The 20385-nt window shown below is 60.5% G+C and carries 18 protein-coding genes; 10 read left to right on the forward strand and 8 right to left on the reverse strand.

The window, feature by feature from the left end; genetic code table 11:
- Positions 1–2: 2 nt before the first annotated feature.
- The 3 genes from AC3IUE_RS20065 to speB form a co-directional block, all read right to left on the reverse strand.
- A complete protein-coding gene (locus AC3IUE_RS20065; RefSeq protein ID WP_489263464.1) occupies positions 3–1571 on the reverse strand; it encodes a purine-cytosine permease family protein in 1569 nt (522 codons plus the stop codon).
- A gap of 101 nt (positions 1572–1672) precedes the next feature.
- Positions 1673–3181, reverse strand: coding sequence for an aldehyde dehydrogenase family protein (locus AC3IUE_RS20070; protein ID WP_489263465.1), 1509 nt, complete (start codon positions 3179–3181; stop codon positions 1673–1675).
- A 27-nt stretch (positions 3182–3208) separates the two neighbouring features.
- Positions 3209–4213: an agmatinase gene (speB, locus tag AC3IUE_RS20075; RefSeq protein WP_150657588.1), complete on the reverse strand. Its 1005-nt coding sequence runs from the start codon at positions 4211–4213 to the stop codon at positions 3209–3211.
- A gap of 151 nt (positions 4214–4364) precedes the next feature.
- Here speB and AC3IUE_RS20080 point away from each other — a divergent pair, with 151 nt between their 5' ends.
- The 6 genes from AC3IUE_RS20080 (at position 4365) to lipA (ending at position 13142) form a co-directional block, all read left to right on the forward strand.
- A complete protein-coding gene (locus tag AC3IUE_RS20080) occupies positions 4365–5279 on the forward strand; it encodes a LysR family transcriptional regulator (protein ID WP_046049330.1) in 915 nt (304 codons plus the stop codon).
- Positions 5280–5336: 57 nt separating this feature from the next.
- Entirely contained in the window at positions 5337–6845 is a 1509-nt protein-coding gene (locus AC3IUE_RS20085; RefSeq protein WP_489263466.1) for a sigma-54-dependent transcriptional regulator, read from the forward strand.
- 434 nt (positions 6846–7279) lie between these two features.
- Positions 7280–7657 carry a glycine cleavage system protein GcvH gene (gene gcvH, locus AC3IUE_RS20090; protein WP_489263467.1) on the forward strand — a complete coding sequence of 126 codons (378 nt, stop codon included), beginning with the start codon at positions 7280–7282 and terminating at the stop codon, positions 7655–7657.
- Positions 7658–7667: 10 nt separating this feature from the next.
- The gene (gene gcvP, locus AC3IUE_RS20095) at positions 7668–10523 is read left to right on the forward strand and encodes an aminomethyl-transferring glycine dehydrogenase (protein ID WP_489263468.1); all 2856 of its coding nucleotides are present in this window, start codon (positions 7668–7670) and stop codon (positions 10521–10523) included.
- A 150-nt stretch (positions 10524–10673) separates the two neighbouring features.
- Positions 10674–11930, forward strand: coding sequence for a serine hydroxymethyltransferase (gene glyA, locus AC3IUE_RS20100; RefSeq protein ID WP_489263469.1), 1257 nt, complete (start codon positions 10674–10676; stop codon positions 11928–11930).
- Between the two features lie 195 nt (positions 11931–12125).
- Positions 12126–13142 carry a lipoyl synthase gene (gene lipA / locus AC3IUE_RS20105; RefSeq protein WP_489263470.1) on the forward strand — a complete coding sequence of 339 codons (1017 nt, stop codon included), beginning with the start codon at positions 12126–12128 and terminating at the stop codon, positions 13140–13142.
- Positions 13143–13257: 115 nt separating this feature from the next.
- Here the strand turns inward: lipA and AC3IUE_RS20110 are convergent, their stop codons facing one another.
- The 5 genes from AC3IUE_RS20110 to AC3IUE_RS20130 form a co-directional block, all read right to left on the reverse strand.
- Positions 13258–13638, reverse strand: a complete 381-nt coding sequence (locus AC3IUE_RS20110; protein WP_074877808.1) for a RidA family protein — start codon at positions 13636–13638, stop codon at positions 13258–13260.
- An 84-nt stretch (positions 13639–13722) separates the two neighbouring features.
- On the reverse strand, positions 13723–14181 hold the full coding sequence (locus AC3IUE_RS20115) for a metallophosphoesterase family protein (RefSeq protein WP_489263471.1): 459 nt from the start codon (positions 14179–14181) through the stop codon (positions 13723–13725).
- 33 nt (positions 14182–14214) lie between these two features.
- Positions 14215–14607 (reverse strand): GFA family protein, encoded by a 393-nt coding sequence (locus AC3IUE_RS20120; RefSeq protein WP_489263472.1) that lies wholly within the window; start codon positions 14605–14607, stop codon positions 14215–14217.
- Positions 14608–14654: 47 nt separating this feature from the next.
- On the reverse strand, positions 14655–15320 hold the full coding sequence (locus AC3IUE_RS20125) for a hypothetical protein (RefSeq protein WP_489263473.1): 666 nt from the start codon (positions 15318–15320) through the stop codon (positions 14655–14657).
- A gap of 1 nt (position 15321) precedes the next feature.
- Positions 15322–16092 carry a DUF2092 domain-containing protein gene (locus AC3IUE_RS20130; RefSeq protein WP_489263474.1) on the reverse strand — a complete coding sequence of 257 codons (771 nt, stop codon included), beginning with the start codon at positions 16090–16092 and terminating at the stop codon, positions 15322–15324.
- Between the two features lie 118 nt (positions 16093–16210).
- On the opposite strand from AC3IUE_RS20130, the gene AC3IUE_RS20135 reads away from it, so the two are divergent.
- The 4 genes from AC3IUE_RS20135 to AC3IUE_RS20150 all read left to right on the forward strand — a co-directional run bounded on the left by AC3IUE_RS20135 (position 16211) and on the right by AC3IUE_RS20150 (position 20366).
- Positions 16211–16612, forward strand: a complete 402-nt coding sequence (locus tag AC3IUE_RS20135) for a hypothetical protein (protein WP_129436701.1) — start codon at positions 16211–16213, stop codon at positions 16610–16612.
- Positions 16613–16841: 229 nt separating this feature from the next.
- The gene (locus tag AC3IUE_RS20140; RefSeq protein ID WP_489263475.1) at positions 16842–17123 is read left to right on the forward strand and encodes a DUF3303 domain-containing protein; all 282 of its coding nucleotides are present in this window, start codon (positions 16842–16844) and stop codon (positions 17121–17123) included.
- Between the two features lie 288 nt (positions 17124–17411).
- On the forward strand, positions 17412–19028 hold the full coding sequence (locus tag AC3IUE_RS20145; protein ID WP_489263476.1) for an arylsulfatase: 1617 nt from the start codon (positions 17412–17414) through the stop codon (positions 19026–19028).
- A 69-nt stretch (positions 19029–19097) separates the two neighbouring features.
- Positions 19098–20366 carry an OmpP1/FadL family transporter gene (locus AC3IUE_RS20150; protein ID WP_489263477.1) on the forward strand — a complete coding sequence of 423 codons (1269 nt, stop codon included), beginning with the start codon at positions 19098–19100 and terminating at the stop codon, positions 20364–20366.
- Positions 20367–20385: the final 19 nt, after the last annotated feature.

The following is a 20385-nucleotide window of genomic DNA, read 5'->3' on the forward strand; positions in this document are numbered from 1 at the left end:
GATTATCTCCGGACCGCCGATTCGTTGAAAACGTGCAACGACGGCTTGGTCAACGTGTCGCCGGTGGTGTATTGCGGGGATGTTTTTTCGATGTGCTGGATGACGATTTCTTCGCGCTTGAGGTCGATCGAGCGGCTGAACCAGTAGTACACCAGCCCCGACACGATCAGCCCGACGAGCCAGGCGATATCGATGCTGCCGAGTGCCTTGGCGAGCGGGCCGACATAGACCTCACGCTGCTCGACGCCGTCGTAGATGTAGAAAAACGGGATCATCGAGATGAAGCCGATGGCATACGCCGCAATGCCGCGCAGGCCCCAGCTGCCGTAGATGTTGCCGTGGGGCATGAAGAAGTGCGGGATGGCGTAGCGCCCCTTGCGGACGAAGAAGTAGTCGGTCAGGTTGACCGAGGTCCAGGGCACCAGGAAGTACAGCATCACCACCAGGTAGATGCCCAACACCGACAGGCCTTTGCCCGAACTCTGGATGCTCAGGGCCACGCCCAGTTGCAGCAGGATCACAAAACCAATCGCCAGAATGCGTGCCTTGCGGGTCGGTTCGATGTGCTTGATCGAGTCGACGCAGGTCAGCGTGGTCAACTTCGCGCTGTAGATGTTCATGGCGATGACCGGCAGGAACGCCAGGATCGTGACGACCACCACCACCGTCCCCATCAGTGGCGACACGGTGTTGCCGACTTGCCCAAGGGCCACCAGCACGTCTGTTGAGTGCAAGTGATCGGCCAGCCAGCCACCGACAGAGATCATCCATGCACCGGACAACGAGGCACCCACGAACACCACGGCGATCAGTTTGCCGCTGGAGGTGTTCTTCGGCAGGTAACGCGAATAGTCGGACACATACGGGGCGTAAGCGATGTTGTAACTCGCCGCTGCCGCGAACTGGGCAATGAAACCGGTCCAGTTGAAGCCCAGCGGCGCCGGGGCCACTTCACCGGCCGCGAGTACCGGCACCGCGGCATCGGGAACCCAGCCCATCAGCACCGCCAACGTCACCAGGCCGTAAAGAGGAAGCGACAGGTACAACGCCCATTTGAAACTGCGGTGCATCCAGTCATGCCCGAGAATCGCCAATACGGCCGCCGGTATCGTCACCGCCACCGCGATCACCGCGGGGTTGAAGCCGAAGAGTGTGTGCAGCCCCTGCATCATCAACACCAGGTTGACGATGTTGAAACCGGCGAACACAAACAGCGTCGCCAGCAGCACCAGGATCACACCGCGATAGCCAAACTGCGCACGCGACTGGATCATCTGTGGCAGGCCAAGGTGCGGGCCTTGCGAGCCGTGAAACGCCATGAACAATGTGCCGAACATGATGCCCAGCGTGCCGGCGAGTGTGGTCCAGAGCGCGGTCAGGCCGACGCTCGGGCCGACGAAGCCGATGGTCATGGTGAAGAAGGTGAAATTGCCGAGGAACCAGAACGGGCCCTGGCTCGACAGTTTATCGGTGCGCTCGCTCTCCGGGATGAAATCGATTGAATGGCTTTCGACGACGGGTTTGTCGTCCAGGACCGACACGCTCAGGGCTGACTTGGCGTTAGTGTTCATGATGGTCTCTTATTGTTGGAAGATCATGACGAGATAACTGCATTCTTTTGGTGTACACCCCTGTGGGAACGAGCTCCCACAGGGTTTGAGTCAGCCATGACTCAGGGGAGCGTGATCCAGACCGCCTTGGTCTCCAGCAGATAATCGAGCTGCTCTGCGCCCAGGTCCTTGCCGAACCCGGACTGCTTGTAGCCACCGAACGGCATCGACGGGTCGAGGGTGCCGTGGGCGTTGACGTAGACCGAACCCGCTTTCAACCGTGGGATCAGGCTGTGCACCTTTCCAAGGTCATTGGAATACAGTGCGGCGGCCAGGCCGTAAGGCGAGTCATTGGCCAGGGCCAAGGCCTCTTCTTCATCGTCGAACGGTGCGGTGACCAGCACCGGACCAAAGATCTCTTCCTGGACGATGCGCATGTCGTTGCGGCAATGGGCAAAAATGGTCGGTTCGACGAAGAAACCGGGGCCCTCGACAGGCTGGCCGCCGTAGACCAGTTCAGCGCCCTCTTGCTTGCCGGTTTCGATGTAGTCGGTCACTCGCTCCTTCTGCAACGCCGAGACCAACGGGCTGATGAAGCAGTCTGGATCCAGACCCGGTGCGATTTTCAGCGTGCGGGTGTAGGCGATCAGTTCGCGCAGGAATTCGTCGTAGACGCTGCGATGAACATAGGCGCGAGTACCGGCGTCACACACCTGACCGGAGTTGAAAAACACGCCGTTGGCAATGGCCTGGGCGGCGGCCGGCACGTCGGCATCGGCCAATACGATTACCGGTGATTTTCCTCCGAGTTCGAGGGTTAGTCGCTTCATTTCGTCCAGCGCGGCGCGGCCGACGGTACGGCCGACCGGGGTCGAGCCGGTGAAGGTGAGCTTGTCGATACCGGGGTGCGTGGCCATCGCCGCACCGACCACGCTGCCGCGTCCGGTCACGATGTTGATCACCCCGTCCGGTATGCCGGCTTCCTGAACCAGTTCGGCAAAGCGCAAGGCCGACAGCGAGGTTAGTTCGGCGGGTTTGACCACCACGGTGCAACCGGTTGCCAGCGCGGCGCCGAGCTTCCAGGCCATGGTTTGCAGCGGGAAGTTCCAGGGCACGATGGCGCCGACCACTCCTACCGCTTCCTTGCGGGTATAGGCCAGGTAGTTGCCCGGCAGCGACGGCTCAACGGTTCGACCATGCAGCTTGGTCGCCCAACCGGCGAAGTAACGCAGCGTATCGACCGTGCCCTGGATATCGACATCCCGCGCGAAGGCGACTGACTTGCCCATGTCGATCGATTCGATTTCCGCCAGTTCGGCGGCGTTGCTTTCAATCAGGTCCGCCAGGCGTTGCATCAGCCGCTCGCGTTCCGCCGGTTTGGCTTGACTCCAGGCGCCACCGTCAAACTGTGCGCGGGCGGCTTGCACGGCGCGGTCCAGATCCTGGGTGGTGCCCATCGGAATACGCGTGATCAGGCCCTCGGTCGACGGCTCGATAACATCGGACGTCTGCCCGTCGCTGGCCTCGACAAAGGCGCCACCGATGAACATTTTCTGAACCTTGCTGAGGAAGGTCTGGGTGGCTTCGGATACACCAAATTTCTGGAGATACTGCTTAACGATCGTGTCCATTTTCATTCCCTCTGTGCGGCGGTCAGATCACGCCGTGGCCGTGGTGGTTTCGCTCATGGCGTGCCGTGCTTGAGCCCGCTCATGGAAGATGAAACCAATGCTGTTGAGCAGCAGTTGCGCCGCCAGAATCGAGGTCATGCCGGAAGGGTCATAGACCGGTGCAACCTCGACCAGATCCATGCCAACGATGTTGCCTTGGCTGCGTTTGGCCAGGGCCTGGATGATTTCCAGCACTTCGTAATAAAGGAAGCCGCCGTGACTTGGGGTGCCGGTGCCGGGGGCGATGGACGGGTCGAAACCGTCGATGTCGATGGTGATGTAGTAGTTGATGTTCTGCGGGATCAACGCCAGCACACCTTCGACGCCGAGGCGGCGCACATCACGGACCGAAAGGATCTTCGAGCCGGCCGCGTGGGCGGCTTCATAGTCATCGCGATTGGACGACGACACATTGCGGATGCCCATCTGGGTCATGCCGACGATGTGGTTCATTTCGGACGCGCGGCGCAGCGGGTTGCCATGGCCGTAGCGAACGCCATGACGCTCGTCGACGAAGTCCAGGTGCGCATCGAAGTGGATGATGTGGATCGGGCCACGGCCCTCGAATGCCTTGATCACCGGAGCGTGAACCGAATGATCGCCACCGAGTACAACCGGCATGACACCGGCATCCAGAATCTTGCGCACGGCGTATTCGGTGTTCTCGTTACTGGTGACCATGTCGGTGTGCACAATATCGGCGTCACCCACATCGACCATGCGCACGTCGGCGGCGGTCAGGTACATGACGTCATCTTCGTGGTCATAGGCGCCGGCATGGCCGAAGGAAAACAGGGTCGATGCCTCACGAATGCCACGTGGTCCGAAACGTGCGCCGGAACGCCACTGGGTGCCCATGTCGTTGGGCACGCCGAGGACCGCCACGTCCGCATCCAGTGCATCCCAATCGGTGCACACCGGGGATTTGCCAAAGGTGCAGTGACCCACGAATGGCAGGTTCAAGCGACCGGATTCATAACCGTTGTTCGACATTTCAGGCATCTCCAATTCTTGTTATCAGCTAGCGGACTTGGAAGGCGACCGCCGTTGAAATGACTATGAGCGCAGGTTTTCGTGGAAAAAATGCTAAACATCAGATACTCATATCGGCATTACCGATGCATCCACACGCGGGAGGTTCAAGGTGATCCAGCTACACGATGTCGATCTGAAACTGCTCAGGGTGTTTGCCACGATTGTCAGGTGCGGCGGGTTCTCTGCCGCGCAGGCGGCGTTGAATGCCGGCCAATCAACCATCAGCGAACAGATGACTCATCTGGAAACCCGGCTGGGGGTCAAACTCTGTCAACGCGGGCGCAGCGGCTTTCGCCTGACCGAGCAAGGCGTGGCGATCCACGAAGCCACCCAGCGCCTGCTCTCGGCGGTCGAAAATTTCTGCATGGACGCCGACGTGCTCAAGCAGCACATCAGCGGCAAGCTCAACCTGGGGATCATCGACACCACCATTACCGATCCCGATTCACCGCTGCCGCGCACCACCCAGCGCTTCGTGTCGAGGGGGCACGACGTCCATCTGAACGTGTACGTCGGCACCCCGGCTGAACTGGAGGAACGCGTACTCGACGGTCGACTGCACCTGGCCATCGGGCATTTCCCGATTCACGTTCCGGGCCTGTTGCACACACCGCTGTATCAGGAAGCATTGGGGTTGTATTGCGGGCGGCGGCATCCGCTGTATGGCAGCAAGGCCGAGGGCGACGAACTGCTCGAAGAGATTGCCGCGAGCCGGATTGTCGTCAGGGGCTACATGCAGCAGTACGACCTGGAACACCTGGGCGTCAGCAAAGCCGCCGCGACCGTGGACAACATCGAAGCGCTGGCGATTCTGCTGATCTCCGGCGCCTATCTGGGCTTTCTGCCGATGCACTTCGCAGCCCAGTGGATCAAGACCGGCGAGATGCACCAACTGGCACCGACGAGCCTGCAACTGATGTCGCCGTTCGACGTGATCACCCGACGCGGCACGGCCCCGCCGCCGATCCTTCAGGCGTTCCTTGAGGATCTGGCCGCCTGTTCGCGCACCACCGGCAACACCTGACAGACACGGCGCGTGCCGGTCATACTCATTCTGTTTCGCAACCCTTGCAGGCCACCTATGCGCATCCACGTCACCTTCATCGACCGCGTCGGCATCACCCAGGAAGTGCTGGCCCTGCTCGGTGGGCGCCGTTTCAATCTGGATGCCGTCGAGATGGTGCCGCCCAACGTTTACATCGATGCGCCCACCCTCGGCGCCGATGTACTGGAAGAGTTGCGCGAGGCCTTTCTTGGCGTCCAGGGCGTGCAAGCGGTGACGATGGTCGACATCCTCCCGGGGCAGCGCCGACGCTTGCAACTCGATGCCTTGCTGGCGGCCAGCACCGACCCGGTGTTGGCGGTGGATGAGCGCGGTCATGTGCTGCTGGCCAATCCGGCGCTGATTTCGCTGTGCGGCCGGGAGCCTGCCGGTGAACCGCTGACGGCACTCTTCGATGATCCCTCCTTGCAACAGACGTTGATCGAACACGGTTATCGCCTGCCCATGCACGAGGTCAGCCTCGGAGGCCAGACACTGCTGCTGGACGCCATGCCGATCACCGATGCCGGCGCCCTGCTGACCCTGTATCACCCGAACCGCATCGGTGAACGGCTCTCGGCGCTGCATCATGACCATGCCGAAGGATTCGATGCGCTGCTCGGCGAGTCTCCGGCGATTCGTACGCTCAAGGCCCGCGCCCAGCGTGTTGCAACGCTCGATGCACCGCTGCTGATTCAGGGCGAAACCGGCACCGGCAAAGAGTTGGTGGCGCGTGCCTGCCACGCGATCAGCGCACGGCATGACTCGCCCTTCCTGGCCCTGAACTGCGCGGCACTGCCGGAGAGCCTCGCCGAAAGCGAGCTGTTCGGTTATGCCGCGGGTGCCTTCACCGGCGCACAACGGGGTGGCAAACTCGGCCTGCTGGAACTGGCCGACCAGGGCACGGTGTTCCTCGACGAAGTCGGTGAAATGTCGCCGTACTTGCAAGCCAAATTGCTGCGCTTTTTAAGCGATGGCTGCTTCCGTCGAGTGGGTGGTGATCGGGAGGTAAAGGTCAACGTCAGGGTCCTTAGCGCGACCCACCGTGACTTGGAAAAAATGGTCAGCGAGGGCAGTTTTCGCGAGGATCTGTTTTACCGCCTGAATGTGCTTAATCTGCAAGTACCACCGTTGCGCGAGCGCGGCCACGACATCCTGTTGATGGCCAACCAATTCATGCAGCAGGCCTGCGCGCAGATCCAGCGTCCGGTCTGTCGACTGGCACCCGGCACCTATCCGGCGCTGCTCGGTAACCGCTGGCCGGGCAACGTGCGCCAGCTGCAGAACGTGATTTTTCGCGCCGCGGCCATTTGCGAAAATCCGCTGGTGGACATCGACGATCTCGACATCGCCAGAACCGCCGTGGAGCGACAAAACGACGGTGAGGTTGGCAGCCTGGAGGATGCCGTCGAAGGCTTTGAAAAGAACCTGCTGGAACAGCTCTACAGCAGCTATCCCTCCAGCCGTTTACTGGCTGCACGCCTGCAAACCTCGCACAGCGCGATAGCCATTCGTTTGCGTAAGTACGGCATTCCGAACAAGCAATGAAGCCATTGCCGGAGCACAATTCCATCACCAACACTTAACCCTGTGGGAGCGAGCTTGCTCGCGATGGCGTAGTTTCAGGCGACACCTATGTTGCCTGTCACACCGCAATCGCGAGCAGGCTCGCTCCCACAGGGGATATGCATCAGGCAAAAAATGTCTGCAAATCGATACAGCGTATCGATTTCAAGACAAATCCCTCTCGACGCGTCTGGCCCAGACTTTGCTCCCTCCTCTGCACATGCCTGTATTGATTTCAATACGGCAGCTGCACACCAACCCTGTTATAAATATCTCAAACCATTGATTTAAAACAAATAAACAACATTGGCATCGCCCTTGCTATCAACCCTCAAGCCACGCTCGTTGCCCGGCACGAGCCTGCCCATCGCCATCCACCACCAGCAGTGGATGAGTCTGAACAATGAGGAGTTGATATGAGCGAATTGCGTTTTACCGTCGATCACGAATGGCTGCGTCTTGAGAGCGATGGCCTGATCACCGTGGGTATCACCGCGTATGCCCAGCAAGCGCTGGGCGACGTGGTCTTCGTTCAGGTGCCTGAATTGCGCACCTTCGACGCGGGCGATGAGGTGGCGGTGCTGGAGTCGGTGAAAGCCGCCAGCAGCGTGTACATGCCATTGGACGGCGAAGTGGTCGAGGTGAATTCGACACTCGAAAACTCTCCCGAATTGATCAACGAAGACGCACTGGGTGAGGGCTGGTTCTTCCGTATGCGCCCCAGCGACACGAGTGCAATGGACGCCCTGCTCGACCAAGCCGCTTACGAGCGCCTGACCCACGACGACGCTTGAGGACTTCCGCATGACTAACTTCCTCGACACCCGCAATGAATTCATCGCCCGCCACATCGGCCCGCGTGCCGGCGACGAGCAAGCCATGCTCAATAGCCTGGGTTTCGACTCGCTGGAAGCCCTGAGCGCCAGCGTCATCCCTGACAGCATCAAGGGCACCAGCGTCCTCGGCCTCGAAGACGGCCTGAGCGAAGCCGACGCCCTGGCCTTGATCAAGTCCATCGCCGGCAAAAACCAGCTGTTCAAGACCTACATCGGCCAGGGCTACTACGGCACCCACACGCCGTCGCCGATCCTGCGCAACCTGCTGGAAAACCCGGCTTGGTACACCGCCTACACCCCGTACCAACCGGAAATTTCCCAGGGCCGTCTCGAAGCGCTGCTGAACTTCCAGACCCTGATCAGCGACCTCACCGGCCTGCCGATCGCCAACGCCTCGCTGCTGGATGAAGCCACCGCCGCCGCCGAAGCGATGACCTTCTGCAAACGCCTGAGCAAGAACAAAGGCAGCCACGCCTTCTTCGCCTCCATGCATTGCCACCCGCAAACCCTCGACGTGCTGCGCACCCGGGCCGAGCCGTTGGGCATCGACGTGGTGGTGGGCGACGAACGTGAACTGAGCGACGTGACGCCGTTCTTCGGCGCCCTGCTGCAATACCCGGCGAGCAACGGTGATGTGTTCGACTACCGCGCTTTGACCGAACGCTTCCACGCCGCCAACGCTTTGGTGGCGGTCGCGGCTGATCTGCTGGCCCTGACCGTGCTCACCCCGCCGGGCGAGTTCGGCGCCGACGTGGCCATCGGCAGCGCGCAACGCTTCGGCGTGCCGCTGGGCTTCGGTGGCCCGCACGCGGCGTATTTCTCCACCAAGGATGCGTTCAAGCGTGACATGCCGGGCCGTCTGGTCGGCGTCTCCGTGGACCGTTTCGGCAAGCCGGCCCTGCGCCTGGCGATGCAGACCCGCGAGCAACACATCCGCCGCGAGAAGGCCACCAGCAACATCTGCACCGCGCAAGTCTTGTTGGCCAACATCGCCAGCATGTACGCCGTGTACCACGGCCCGAAAGGCCTGACGCAGATCGCCCAGCGCGTGCATCACCTGACCGCGATTCTGGCTCAAGGCTTGAACGCATTGGGCTTGAACGTCGAACAAGAAAACTTCTTCGACTCGCTGACCCTCAAGACCGGCGCGCAAACCGCCGCGTTGCACGAGAAGGCCCGTGCGCAACAGATTAACCTGCGTGTCGTCGATGCCGAGCGTCTGGGCCTGTCCCTCGACGAAACCACCTCGCAAACCGACGTGGAAACCCTGTGGGCCCTGCTGGCCGACGGCAAAGCGCTGCCGGACTTCGCCGCCCTCGCCGCTTCGGTGGTCAGCACGATCCCGGCCGCCCTGCTGCGTCAATCGCCGATCCTCAGCCACCCGGTGTTCAACCGTTATCACTCGGAAACCGAGCTGATGCGCTACCTGCGCAAGCTCGCCGACAAGGACCTGGCGCTGGATCGCACCATGATCCCGCTCGGTTCCTGCACCATGAAACTCAACGCCGCCAGCGAAATGATCCCCGTGACCTGGGCCGAATTCGGCGCCCTGCACCCGTTCGCTCCAGCCGAACAAAGCGCCGGTTACCAGCAGCTGACCGACGAACTGGAAGCGATGCTCTGCGCCGCCACCGGTTACGACGCGATCTCGCTGCAACCGAACGCCGGTTCGCAAGGGGAATACGCCGGCCTGCTGGCCATCCGCGCCTATCACCAGAGCCGTGGCGAAGACCGTCGCGACATCTGCCTGATCCCCTCGTCCGCCCACGGCACCAACCCGGCCACCGCCAACATGGCCGGCATGCGCGTGGTCGTCACCGCCTGCGATGCCCGCGGCAACGTCGACATCGAAGACCTGCGCGCCAAGGCCATCGAGCACCGCGAACACCTCGCCGCGCTGATGATCACCTACCCGTCGACCCACGGCGTGTTCGAAGAAGGCATCCGCGAAATCTGCGGCATCATTCACGACCACGGCGGCCAGGTGTACATCGACGGCGCCAACATGAACGCGATGGTCGGCCTCTGCGCCCCGGGCAAGTTCGGCGGCGACGTGTCCCACTTGAACCTGCACAAAACCTTCTGCATCCCCCACGGCGGTGGCGGCCCGGGCGTCGGCCCGATTGGCGTGAAGTCGCACCTGACCCCGTTCCTGCCGGGTCACGGGACCATGGAGCGTAAAGAAGGCGCGGTCTGCGCGGCACCGTTCGGCAGCGCGAGCATTTTGCCGATCACCTGGATGTACATTCGGATGATGGGTGGCGCGGGTCTCAAGCGTGCTTCGCAACTGGCGATCCTCAATGCCAACTACATTTCCCGTCGCCTCGAAGAGCATTACCCAGTGCTGTACACCGGCAGCAACGGCCTGGTGGCGCACGAATGCATCCTCGATCTGCGTCCGCTGAAAGACAGCAGCGGCATCAGCGTCGATGACGTTGCCAAGCGCCTGATCGACTTCGGTTTCCACGCCCCGACCATGTCGTTCCCGGTCGCCGGCACGCTGATGATCGAACCGACCGAAAGCGAATCCAAGGAAGAACTGGACCGTTTCTGCGACGCCATGATCCGCATCCGCGAAGAAATTCGCGCAGTGGAAAACGGCACCCTGGACAAGGACGACAACCCGCTGAAAAACGCCCCGCACACCGCGGCGGAAATCGTCGGCGAGTGGACGCATCCGTACAGCCGTGAGCAAGCGGTGTATCCACTCGAAACCTTGATCGATGCCAAATACTGGCCGCCCGTAGGTCGCGTTGACAACGTGTTTGGCGATCGCAACCTGATCTGCGCCTGCCCGTCGATTGCCGACTATCAGGACGCCTAAAAACAACACATAACCCCTGTGGGAGCGAGCTTGCTCGCGATAGCTGACTGACATTCACCATCAATGTCGACTGAAAGACCGCTATCGCGAGCAAGCTCGCTCCCACAGGGGTACATCAGCCAATTCAGAGAACAAAAAGAGGACTCCACCATGTTCAGCAAGCACGACCAGATCAAAGGCTACGACGACGAACTGCTGGCGGCGATGAACGCCGAAGACGCACGGCAAGAGCACCACATCGAGCTGATCGCTTCGGAAAACTACACCAGCCAACGGGTGATGGAAGCGCAAGGCAGCGGCCTGACCAACAAGTACGCCGAAGGCTATCCGGGCAAGCGCTATTACGGCGGCTGCGAACACGTCGATGTGGTCGAACAATTGGCCATCGACCGCGCCAAACAACTGTTCGGCGCCGATTACGCCAACGTCCAGCCGCACTCCGGCAGCCAAGCGAACGCAGCGGTCTATCTGGCGTTGCTGCAAGCCGGCGACACCGTGCTGGGCATGAGCCTGGCCCACGGCGGTCACCTGACCCACGGCGCCAAAGTCAGCTTTTCCGGCAAGTTGTATAACGCCGTTCAGTACGGCATCGACACCGCGACCGGGCTGATCGATTACGACGAAGTCGAACGCCTGGCCGTCGAGCACCAGCCGAAAATGATCATCGCCGGCTTCTCCGCCTATTCGAAGACCCTGGACTTCCCACGCTTCCGGGCGATTGCCGACAAGGTCGGCGCTTATCTGTTTGTCGATATGGCCCACGTTGCCGGGCTGGTGGCGACCGGTCTGTACCCGAACCCGATTCCCTTTGCCGATGTCGTCACCACCACGACCCACAAGACCCTGCGCGGTCCGCGTGGCGGCCTGATCCTGGCCAAGGCCAATCCGGAACTGGAGAAAAAACTCAACTCCGCGGTGTTCCCCGGCGGCCAGGGCGGCCCGCTGATGCATGTCATCGCGGCCAAGGCTGTGTGCTTCAAAGAAGCGCTGGAACCAGCGTTCAAGACCTATCAGGCGCAAGTGATCCGCAACGCCCAGGCGATGGCTAAAGTCTTTATCGACCGTGGCTACGACGTGGTGTCGGGCGGTACCGACAACCACCTGTTCCTGGTCAGCCTGATTCGTCAGGGCCTCACCGGCAAAGACGCCGACGCCGCCCTTGGCCGTGCCGGTATCACTGTGAACAAGAACGCCGTACCGAACGATCCGCAATCGCCGTTCGTGACCTCGGGCCTGCGCATCGGCACGCCGGCGATCACCAGCCGAGGTTTCAAGGAAGCCCAGAGCATCGAACTGGCGGGCTGGATCTGCGACATTCTCGACCACCTCGGCGATGCCGATGTCGAGGCTCAAGTCGCCAGCTTGGCTGCTGCGATGTGCAGCGATTTCCCTGTCTACCGCGACTGATCTGCAGCGCGATCCGTAGCAGCTGGCGCAGCCTGCGTTCGGCTGCGCAGCAGTCGTGAAATCAGGCAATGCGGTGTTTCAGAAAAACCTCGCACTCAGGTTTTACGACTGCTGCGCAGCCGAACGCAAGCTTCGCCAGCTGCTACAGGTCGCGTTGTGGGCCTGCCCTCCCGCTCGCGCAAAAGGAAAAAGTACATGAGCACTCTTGTGGAATCGACCGGCAAAGCACCGGTAAAAATGCAAGTCGGGGTCAAACTGCGCGGTGCAGAAAAGGTCGCGCGAATTCCGGTGAAGATCATCCCGACCGATGAGTTCCCACGCAAACCCGACTGGATTCGCGTGCGCATTCCGATCTCCCCCGAGGTCGACCGGATCAAACAGTTGCTGCGCAAACACAAGTTGCACAGCGTCTGTGAAGAAGCCTCCTGCCCGAACCTCGGCGAATGTTTTTCCGGTGGCACGGCGACCTTCATGATCATGGGTGACATCTGTACCCGCCGTTGCCCGTTCTGCGACGTCGGCCACGGCCGGCCAAAACCGCTGGACGCCGAAGAGCCGATGAACCTCGCCGTGGCCATCGCCGACCTGCGCCTGAAGTACGTGGTCATCACCTCGGTGGACCGCGACGACTTGCGCGACGGCGGCGCCCAGCATTTCGTCGATTGCCTGCGCGAAATCCGCAAGCTGTCGCCGGGCGTGCAACTGGAGACCCTGGTGCCGGATTACCGTGGCCGGATGGACGTCGCCCTGGCAATCACCGCCACTGAGCCACCCGATGTGTTCAACCATAATCTGGAGACCGTCCCGCGCCTGTACAAAGCCGCGCGGCCGGGTTCGGATTTCGAGTGGTCACTGGATCTGCTGCAGAAGTTCAAGCTAATGGTCCCGCGTGTACCCACCAAATCCGGCCTGATGCTGGGCCTTGGCGAGACCGACGAGGAAGTCATCGAAGTCATGCAGCGCCTGCGTGAGCACGATGTCGACATGCTCACCCTCGGCCAGTACCTGCAACCGTCTCGCAGCCACTTGCCGGTCCAGCGTTTCGTGCACCCGGACGTGTTCGCCTGGTTCGCCGAGGAAGGTACGCGGATGGGCTTCAAGAACGTTGCATCCGGTCCTCTGGTGCGCTCGTCCTACCATGCGGACCAACAAGTTCAGCGGGCAACGAGCACTGTGGATTCCCTCCTTACTGCTGGATTCGACTCCCCTTGAAAGCCTCACGCCGTGCGTCGTAGACGGCCAATAAAAGCCATCCTTGAACCAGTCTTTGCCAACCCGCCCGATGGCGCCCGCTCGTTGAGCGGGGCCGCCGGACAAGTCCGTGGTCTCAGCCCTTGGCCGCCATCGCGGTGACTTCCACGCGCATGCCTTCAACCGCCAGGGAAGCCACGCCAACGGCGGCCCGAACCGGCCAGGGTTTGGCGAAGAAGCGCTGGTAGACCTCGTTGAAGGCGGCGCGATCGGCCATGTCGGTAAGGTAGATGGTCAGATGCAGAACCCGGTCCATGGAACTCCCGGCGTGCTCCAGCGCAACCTTGAGCGCCTGCAGGGTGCATTCGCTTTGCAGGGTGATGTCGCCCAGTTCCAGGCTGCCGTCGGCGCGGGTGGGGATCTGAGTGGAGACCAGCAGGCCGCCGAAACCGGCGACATCCGAGGAGATGGATTGCGGATCAGGATCGGGGAGAAAGGTGAGGTCGTGGTTTGCCATGGGTGTCTCTTGCTTGAGGGGGTAAAGGGGCCGTCGAGTATATAGCGGCTGGAAAACTCAGTGTGGAACGCCCAGTTTGGTAGCTCATTCCACTAGCGAGATCAGACGCGGCTCAATTGAGGTCTCAAGCACCTCAAGCAGAGCCAGCGTCACCGGCAGCTTGAAGCGCCGGTGTCCCGCGCTGCCGGGATTGAGGTAGAGCTGTTCGCCGCGCCATTCTATGCGGGGCTTGTGCGAGTGGCCGGTGATTACCAGCTTTATGCCTGCATCAAGCACGGCTGGGACATCGGCACTGTCATGTACCAGCAAGGTCTGCCATCCGTTCAGGTCGAAACATAAGCAGTCGGCGAGATTTTCTGCCCAAGGGGCGTCCAGATCATTGTTCCCGCGGATCACGTGCAGCGGGGCTATTGATGCCAGTTGATCGAGGATTTCGGGTTTGCCGATGTCGCCCGCGTGAATAATCCGTTCACAACCCTGCAGTGCAGCAAGGGCTTCGGCGCGGAGCAAGCCATGGGTATCGGAAATCACGCCCACTTTCATACAACGCTCCAGACCCGGTTCAAGTATCGGCACCTACTCCTCAAAGCGACTCGTGGCGTCACGGTCGCGCTCGTATCGTCTGGTGAGTGGAAACGGCGGCAACCAGGACTCGCGACGCACGATCCAGCTTTCGTAGGTTGGCATCAGTTGGTCAGGGGCATCCAGGGACCCCAGGTTCACTTCGATTTCGTCGTCGGTGCGCGCAAAAACGGACGAGCCGCAGTGGGGACAGAAAAACCGCCCGGCGTAGTCGCGTGTTTCGCCTTCGATCGTCACCGCACTCTGAGGGAATATCGCGGAAGCATGAAACAGCGCCCCATGATGCTTGCGGCAGTCGAGGCAGTGACAAAGGCCGACCCGGTATGGCAGTCCCGACGCCTCAATTCGGACGTTGCCGCACAGGCAACCACCCGTGAATCGCTCCATGCTGCGTCTCCTCTAAAATCAAGCGGTCGGAATGTGATCCCCCCGACTCAAGGCGCATTAACCACGACATAGGTCACATCGCTGCCCTGATACTGCGGTTGATACCAGGTGGAACCGCACTGCATGTAAGCCGTGTTGTACTGGATGACTTGCACGCAACTGGGGGGCAATTGCGCTGGCGTGAAGATCGACCCGACCACCGCCGCTGTCACCGCGACCGTTGCGGTGACGACCGCCGCCGCGGCGATCGGATGGTAGTGATCGTCGTAGCCATAGCGACCATTCCCGTCTACGTCGATGTCCACGTCGCGGCTGTTGTCGATGTTGACGTTACGGTTGCTGTTGTTGACGTTGGTTCGGTTGCCGACCGTGTTTCCGGTATTGGCCCGATTGCCAGAGTTGACTGTGTTGCCAGCATTGACCCGATTTCCAGAATTGACTCTGTTGCCGGTATTGGCCCGATCTCCGGTATTGACTCTGTTGCCGGTATTGGCCCGATTGCCCGCGTTGACGTTGCTAGCGCGTTGCGCGGTATTGCCGGTGTTGACGCGCTGAGCCCTTTGGGCCGAGGGCGGTGGCGCACGATTGACCGATGCCCTGGCGTGCCCTTGGGCGCGCTGGGGTCGGGCATCCACATAACTGACCAGGCTCAGCGTCAGTACCGAGGTGGTTACGAGCGATAACAACAGGCTCCACGACATCGTCCTGTTCATGTCATTCCCCTCCCTGATCACTGGCTTTCTTCAAAGGAATCGCCACATCGCCCTTACGCGGTGCGAAGGTGAAGATCGAGTCCTTGATGCCCGGCTTCAGGTTCCAGCGATACACCGCGCTGTATTCCGGAAAACCCGGCTCATCGGTGGTCGTGATCACCAGTTTGCACGGCAATGGCTTTTCGGATCGGGTGATCCACAACTGCCAGTCAACGCCCTCCTGCCGAAAGGCCAGGTGATCACACAGTTGCCCCTTGATCGTCGACGGGCCGACATACAGCGCCTCTTTCAGCGCATCGATCTGTGCCTGATCGCTGCCAAACAGAAACAGGTCCTCCATGGGCACCTGAATCCCGTAATGGTTTTCTATCAAGTGCAGCGTATCGGAGACTTCAGGCGGCGCATCCACGGTGGTGTAGTACTTGAGAAACGGTGAATACTGGGTCAGTTTCTTGCCGTTGTAGAAGAACTCTCGCGTTCGAACATCGCCTTCCGTCTTGGCATACATCCGATCGCGACCCACCACTTTCAAGACCGTAGAGGCCTCGGTCTTGATCTTCTGGCCGGACTCCAGAACGGTATCCCGGGACACTTCGGCGTCGACCTGAAACGTCGGCAGACTGCGTAGATAAGTGCCCATATCGATGAGTTTATCGACCACTTGCGGGTTGATCGTCGTAGTGGCGTCCGGTGTTGGCGGGTCGTCGGCACGAGCGCCCGGGGCCAGCGCAAGGGTGAACAACAGGCAGAAAACACTCGCGTTGACTTTCATTGATCCCGCTCCTTGGCCTGTGCACGACTCTTAAGCCTAGACCCGGCGTGATCCGTTCGCCAGAAGGGCAAGAAACCCTATGGGCAAACCCGATTGCAGCACTCTATGATTGAACCCCATGACCACCACGCCTCCGATCCGCCAACCCTGCCCGCCCGGCGCCTGCGACTGCGGGCGTGACCCGTTGCTGGAAACACCGGGGGCGGACGTGCGCATCCTGTTTCTGACCCGTTCAGAGGAAAAGCGCCTGGTCGAACGCCTGGAAAACCTCCAGAGCCTGAGTGACCTCGAGCGTCTGCAACAGCGAATGTATGAGCAGTTGGGCATCCGCGTGGACATCGTCCCCAGCTTCAACGAAGTACGCACCATGCGCGGTATCGGTATCAACCTCGGCGAACAACCGGGGCTATGCCGCAAAACCCGTCAGTCGATCCCGGCCGCGATTCGTCGCGCACTGGAGAAACGCCCGGAGATTGCCTACGAGCTGCTCAACGCCAACGACCTGTTACGCGATGCGTGAAATCAGCCCCATGAACATCGTCCTCGAAGCACCTGCAAAATTCGTTGCCATGCAACGAAACAGGATCAGCGGTCATACGCAGAGTCTGGCCCGCTGCTATGCCTTCTCATGGGAGCAGTGGTTTCAAGCCAGTCAGGGATGAAGCTGGACACTCAAGCGTGACCGTGGTCCCGGCACCCGCCAGGTGCGCGAAGAGCAACAGGTGCCAATCCGTAGCAGGAGGTGGCAAATGTTATTCATAGTCAGTTGGTCTATCAGCTCGGCAAATCGTAACAGCGCGATCGGGCGTTTCCTCAACACCGGGGGTGCTCCACCCGCTGGCGTCAAGATGCTGGGACGCTGGCACGCCGTCGGTGGTGCATCCGGTTTTGGCGTGGCAGAGGCCAGTGATCCGGCAGCGATTCAGAAGTGGGTGCTGGAATGGAGCGACCTCATGACCATGGAGGTCCAGGCGGCACTGACCGATGAACAGATAGCGCCGCTGCTGGCGGCCGCTGTCGGCAAGCAATAGTCGTTGGGGCGGCGAGCCGGGCTCGCCGCCTCATGCCCTCCCGCACGTCGAATAACACATCCCATTTTGTCGATCCAGGCACGGATTGAGGACTTCGTCTGGTTGAGATGTCAGTAATCATCCGAGTCCACGACAAGCTGTAAAGCCCATGAAACAAGGCCTTCGGCCGAAAAACAAATGACTGGAAATTTCACAATTCTTACCTACGCTCATCGCGGGGGATCCAAAATTTCCTGGGCGGTCGGGGGCTCGTCTCAGAGTACCAACGCTAGTGCGAAGGAGCTCGATATGAACCGGACAAAGCTATCCTCAGTATTCGCCGTCCCCTTATTTCTGTCTGCAATGGTTCTCCCCGGCATCACTCAAGCTGCCGACAAAACAGTCCCCAACATTGTGGTGATCATGGGCGACGATATTGGCTGGTCCAATATCGGTGTCTACAACCAGGGCATGATGGCCGGTCGAACACCCAACCTCGACCAGCTCGCGGCTGAAGGCATGCGTTTCACCGACTACTACGCCGAGGCCAGTTGTACCGCCGGGCGCGCCAACTTCATTACCGGCGAACTGCCGATCCGTACCGGGATGACGACTGTCGGGCAGGCCGGTTCTCCCGTTGGTATTCCCGCCGAAGCCGTCACCATCGCCACCACACTCAAGTCCATGGGGTACGCCACCGGCCAGTTCGGCAAGAACCACTTGGGCGACTTGAACGAATTCCTGCCGACCGTGCATGGTTTCGACGAATTCTTCGGTTATCTCTACCACCTCGACGCCATGGAAGATCCGGCGCACCCCAACTATCCGCAAGATCTTCTGCCCACCGTAGGCCCACGGAACATGGTTCACAGCTGGGCCACGACGACTGACGACACGACCGTGATGCCGCGCTGGGGCAAGGTCGGCAAACAGAAAATCGAAGACGCCGGCACCCTCTATCCGGAGCGGATGAAAACCGTCGATGACGAGATTCGTGACAAAGCCTTCACCTTCCTCGACAAGGCCAAGCAGGACAACAAACCGTTCTTTCTCTGGCTCAACCCGACCCGTATGCACATCGTCACTCACCTCTCCGACAAGTACCAAGCCATGCGCAATGCGCAAAACGGCTGGTCGGAACAGGAAGCCGGCATGGCGCAGATCGACGACATCGTCGGCGACGTAATGGCCAAGCTGAAAAAAGACGGCATGGATGACAACACCATCGTGATTTTCACTACGGACAACGGCGCTGAAACCTTTACCTGGCCGGATGGCGGCACCACGCCGTTTGCCATGGGTAAAGGCACGGTGATGGAAGGTGGTTTCCGGGCTCCGGCGATCATTCGCTGGCCGGGCAAGGTACCTGCTAACCAGGTGGCCAACGGCATCATGTCAGGCATGGACTGGTTCCCGACCCTGGTCGCGGCGGCGGGCAACCCGAACATCAGTGCCGAACTGCTCAAGGGTAAACAACTGGGCGATACCACTTACAAAGTGCACCTCGACGGCTACGACCAGACACCGATGATTACCGGCAAAGGTCCGTCCAATCGCCATGAAATTTTCTATTTTGGCGAAAGCACGCTAGGCGCGATCCGTATCGATGACTTCAAGTACCGCTTCATTGACCAGCCTGGTGGCTGGCTAGGGGCAAAAACCACGCTAGACGTGCCGATCCTGACCAACCTGCGCCTCGACCCGTTCGAACGCGCCGGATGGCCGGAAAACATGGCGGCCAATGGCTCGCTGGAGTATTTCGAGTGGTTCAAATTCCAGTTCTGGCGGTTTGTGTTTGTGCAGCAGCAGGTGGTCAAACTGGCTGAATCAGCGGTTGAGTTCCCGCCCATGCAAAAAGGCGCGAGCTTCAACCTCGAGGCCGTCAAAGCCAAGATCGAAGCAGCCCGGGCGGCCATGGGCAAGTAAGCAGTTGAATTCGCGGGTGGTCAGCGCTCGCCACCCGCGTTCATGACGGACATTTGCTGAGGTGACCCCATGCAGATAAAAACATCCGCCCTGCCCGCCATTACCCTGTGTGCCCTGTGCAGTCAGCACGCTTACGCCGGCGGCATCATGCTCTATGAAATCGGCACCGATAACGCCGGCCTGGCCAACGCCGGTGCCGCGGCCCGTGCTCAAGGCCCTTCGACCATCGCCAGTAACCCGGCGGGCATGAGTTATCTGCCCGGCACACAGATCACCGGTGGTTTGCAGGTTCTCTACGGCGACCTGAGCTTCGATCGCGACTCAAACACCAATGGCACCGGCACTGGCAGTGGTAACGCCCTCGACCCGATTCCCGGCGGCAGCTTCTTCGTCAGCCATCAATTCGACGACCACTGGAGCGTTGGCTTCGGCCAGTACGCTGACTTTGGCCTGGCGGCCAATTACGACAACGAATGGTCCGGACGCTACTTCGCGCAAAACGCCAGCCTCGCCGGTTTGTCTTTCGTGCCCAGCGTGGCTTATCGCTTTAACGAGCAATGGTCGGTGGGCGTCGGCGTGAAAGCCATGTACGGCATGCTGCAAGCCCAAACCGCGATCGACCGCTCGCCTTTCGGTTTCACCAACCGTAGCGACGGCCAATTCAAATACAAGGACCAGGATTGGGGTTTCGGCGCGAATGTAGGTGTCATCTATGCCCCGCAACCCGGCACCCGCATCGGCCTTGCCTACACCAGCAAGGTCGATCTGGAGTTCGAGGACGGGCTGGACGTCAAAGGCGACGGGCCCGCTCTGGATCGCCTGGATGGCCTGAACACCCAACTCGACATGACCGTGCCGCAAACTGCAACGCTGAGTCTGTTCCAGCAACTCGACCCGCAATGGGCCCTGCTGGCCTCGGTCAACTGGCAGGACTGGTCAGAGTTTGGGGATATCGCGGTGCAAGTCGACACCACCGCGTTTGGCGCTCAATCGACGACGGTCGACGCCCATTTCAAAGACACCTGGCAACTGGCGCTCGGCGCGCAGTATCAGGCCACGCCGCAACTGCTGTGGAACGTCGGTGTGGCGTACGACAGCAGCGCCGTTTCGGACGGAAACCGAACTTTTACTGTGCCCATGGGCGAATCCTGGCGCATTGCGGCCGGAGCCACCTATGCTCTGAACAAGGTCACCGACGTTAATGTCAGCTGGGCCATGGTCTGGTTGGGCGATATGCCGGTGGACCAGACCAAATCCACGTCTGGCATTAGAACTTCCGGCGAGTTCGACAATGCCTGGATTCAGGCCTTGACCGGCAACATGACCTGGCGCTTCTGATGCCCTGCTACTGAAAAAA

This window comes from Pseudomonas sp. GL_093, from assembly GCF_057837605.1.

What these genes read in the sequence shown, in the direction of transcription:
- AC3IUE_RS20110 (WP_074877808.1), bottom strand. Translation starts at nt 13,638, where the DNA reads ATGGCAAACCACGACCTCACCTTTCTCCCCGATCCTGATCCGCAATCC.
- gcvP (WP_489263468.1), top strand. Translation starts at nt 7,668, where the DNA reads ATGACTAACTTCCTCGACACCCGCAATGAATTCATCGCCCGCCACATC.
- AC3IUE_RS20120 (WP_489263472.1), bottom strand. Translation starts at nt 14,607, where the DNA reads ATGGAGCGATTCACGGGTGGTTGCCTGTGCGGCAACGTCCGAATTGAG.
- glyA (WP_489263469.1), top strand. Translation starts at nt 10,674, where the DNA reads ATGTTCAGCAAGCACGACCAGATCAAAGGCTACGACGACGAACTGCTG.
- AC3IUE_RS20125 (WP_489263473.1), bottom strand. Translation starts at nt 15,320, where the DNA reads ATGAACAGGACGATGTCGTGGAGCCTGTTGTTATCGCTCGTAACCACC.
- AC3IUE_RS20065 (WP_489263464.1), bottom strand. Translation starts at nt 1,571, where the DNA reads ATGAACACTAACGCCAAGTCAGCCCTGAGCGTGTCGGTCCTGGACGAC.
- AC3IUE_RS20145 (WP_489263476.1), top strand. Translation starts at nt 17,412, where the DNA reads ATGAACCGGACAAAGCTATCCTCAGTATTCGCCGTCCCCTTATTTCTG.
- gcvH (WP_489263467.1), top strand. Translation starts at nt 7,280, where the DNA reads ATGAGCGAATTGCGTTTTACCGTCGATCACGAATGGCTGCGTCTTGAG.
- AC3IUE_RS20085 (WP_489263466.1), top strand. Translation starts at nt 5,337, where the DNA reads ATGCGCATCCACGTCACCTTCATCGACCGCGTCGGCATCACCCAGGAA.
- lipA (WP_489263470.1), top strand. Translation starts at nt 12,126, where the DNA reads ATGAGCACTCTTGTGGAATCGACCGGCAAAGCACCGGTAAAAATGCAA.
- speB (WP_150657588.1), bottom strand. Translation starts at nt 4,213, where the DNA reads ATGTCGAACAACGGTTATGAATCCGGTCGCTTGAACCTGCCATTCGTG.
- AC3IUE_RS20070 (WP_489263465.1), bottom strand. Translation starts at nt 3,181, where the DNA reads ATGGACACGATCGTTAAGCAGTATCTCCAGAAATTTGGTGTATCCGAA.
- AC3IUE_RS20115 (WP_489263471.1), bottom strand. Translation starts at nt 14,181, where the DNA reads ATGAAAGTGGGCGTGATTTCCGATACCCATGGCTTGCTCCGCGCCGAA.
- AC3IUE_RS20135 (WP_129436701.1), top strand. Translation starts at nt 16,211, where the DNA reads ATGACCACCACGCCTCCGATCCGCCAACCCTGCCCGCCCGGCGCCTGC.
- AC3IUE_RS20130 (WP_489263474.1), bottom strand. Translation starts at nt 16,092, where the DNA reads ATGAAAGTCAACGCGAGTGTTTTCTGCCTGTTGTTCACCCTTGCGCTG.
- AC3IUE_RS20150 (WP_489263477.1), top strand. Translation starts at nt 19,098, where the DNA reads ATGCAGATAAAAACATCCGCCCTGCCCGCCATTACCCTGTGTGCCCTG.
- AC3IUE_RS20140 (WP_489263475.1), top strand. Translation starts at nt 16,842, where the DNA reads ATGTTATTCATAGTCAGTTGGTCTATCAGCTCGGCAAATCGTAACAGC.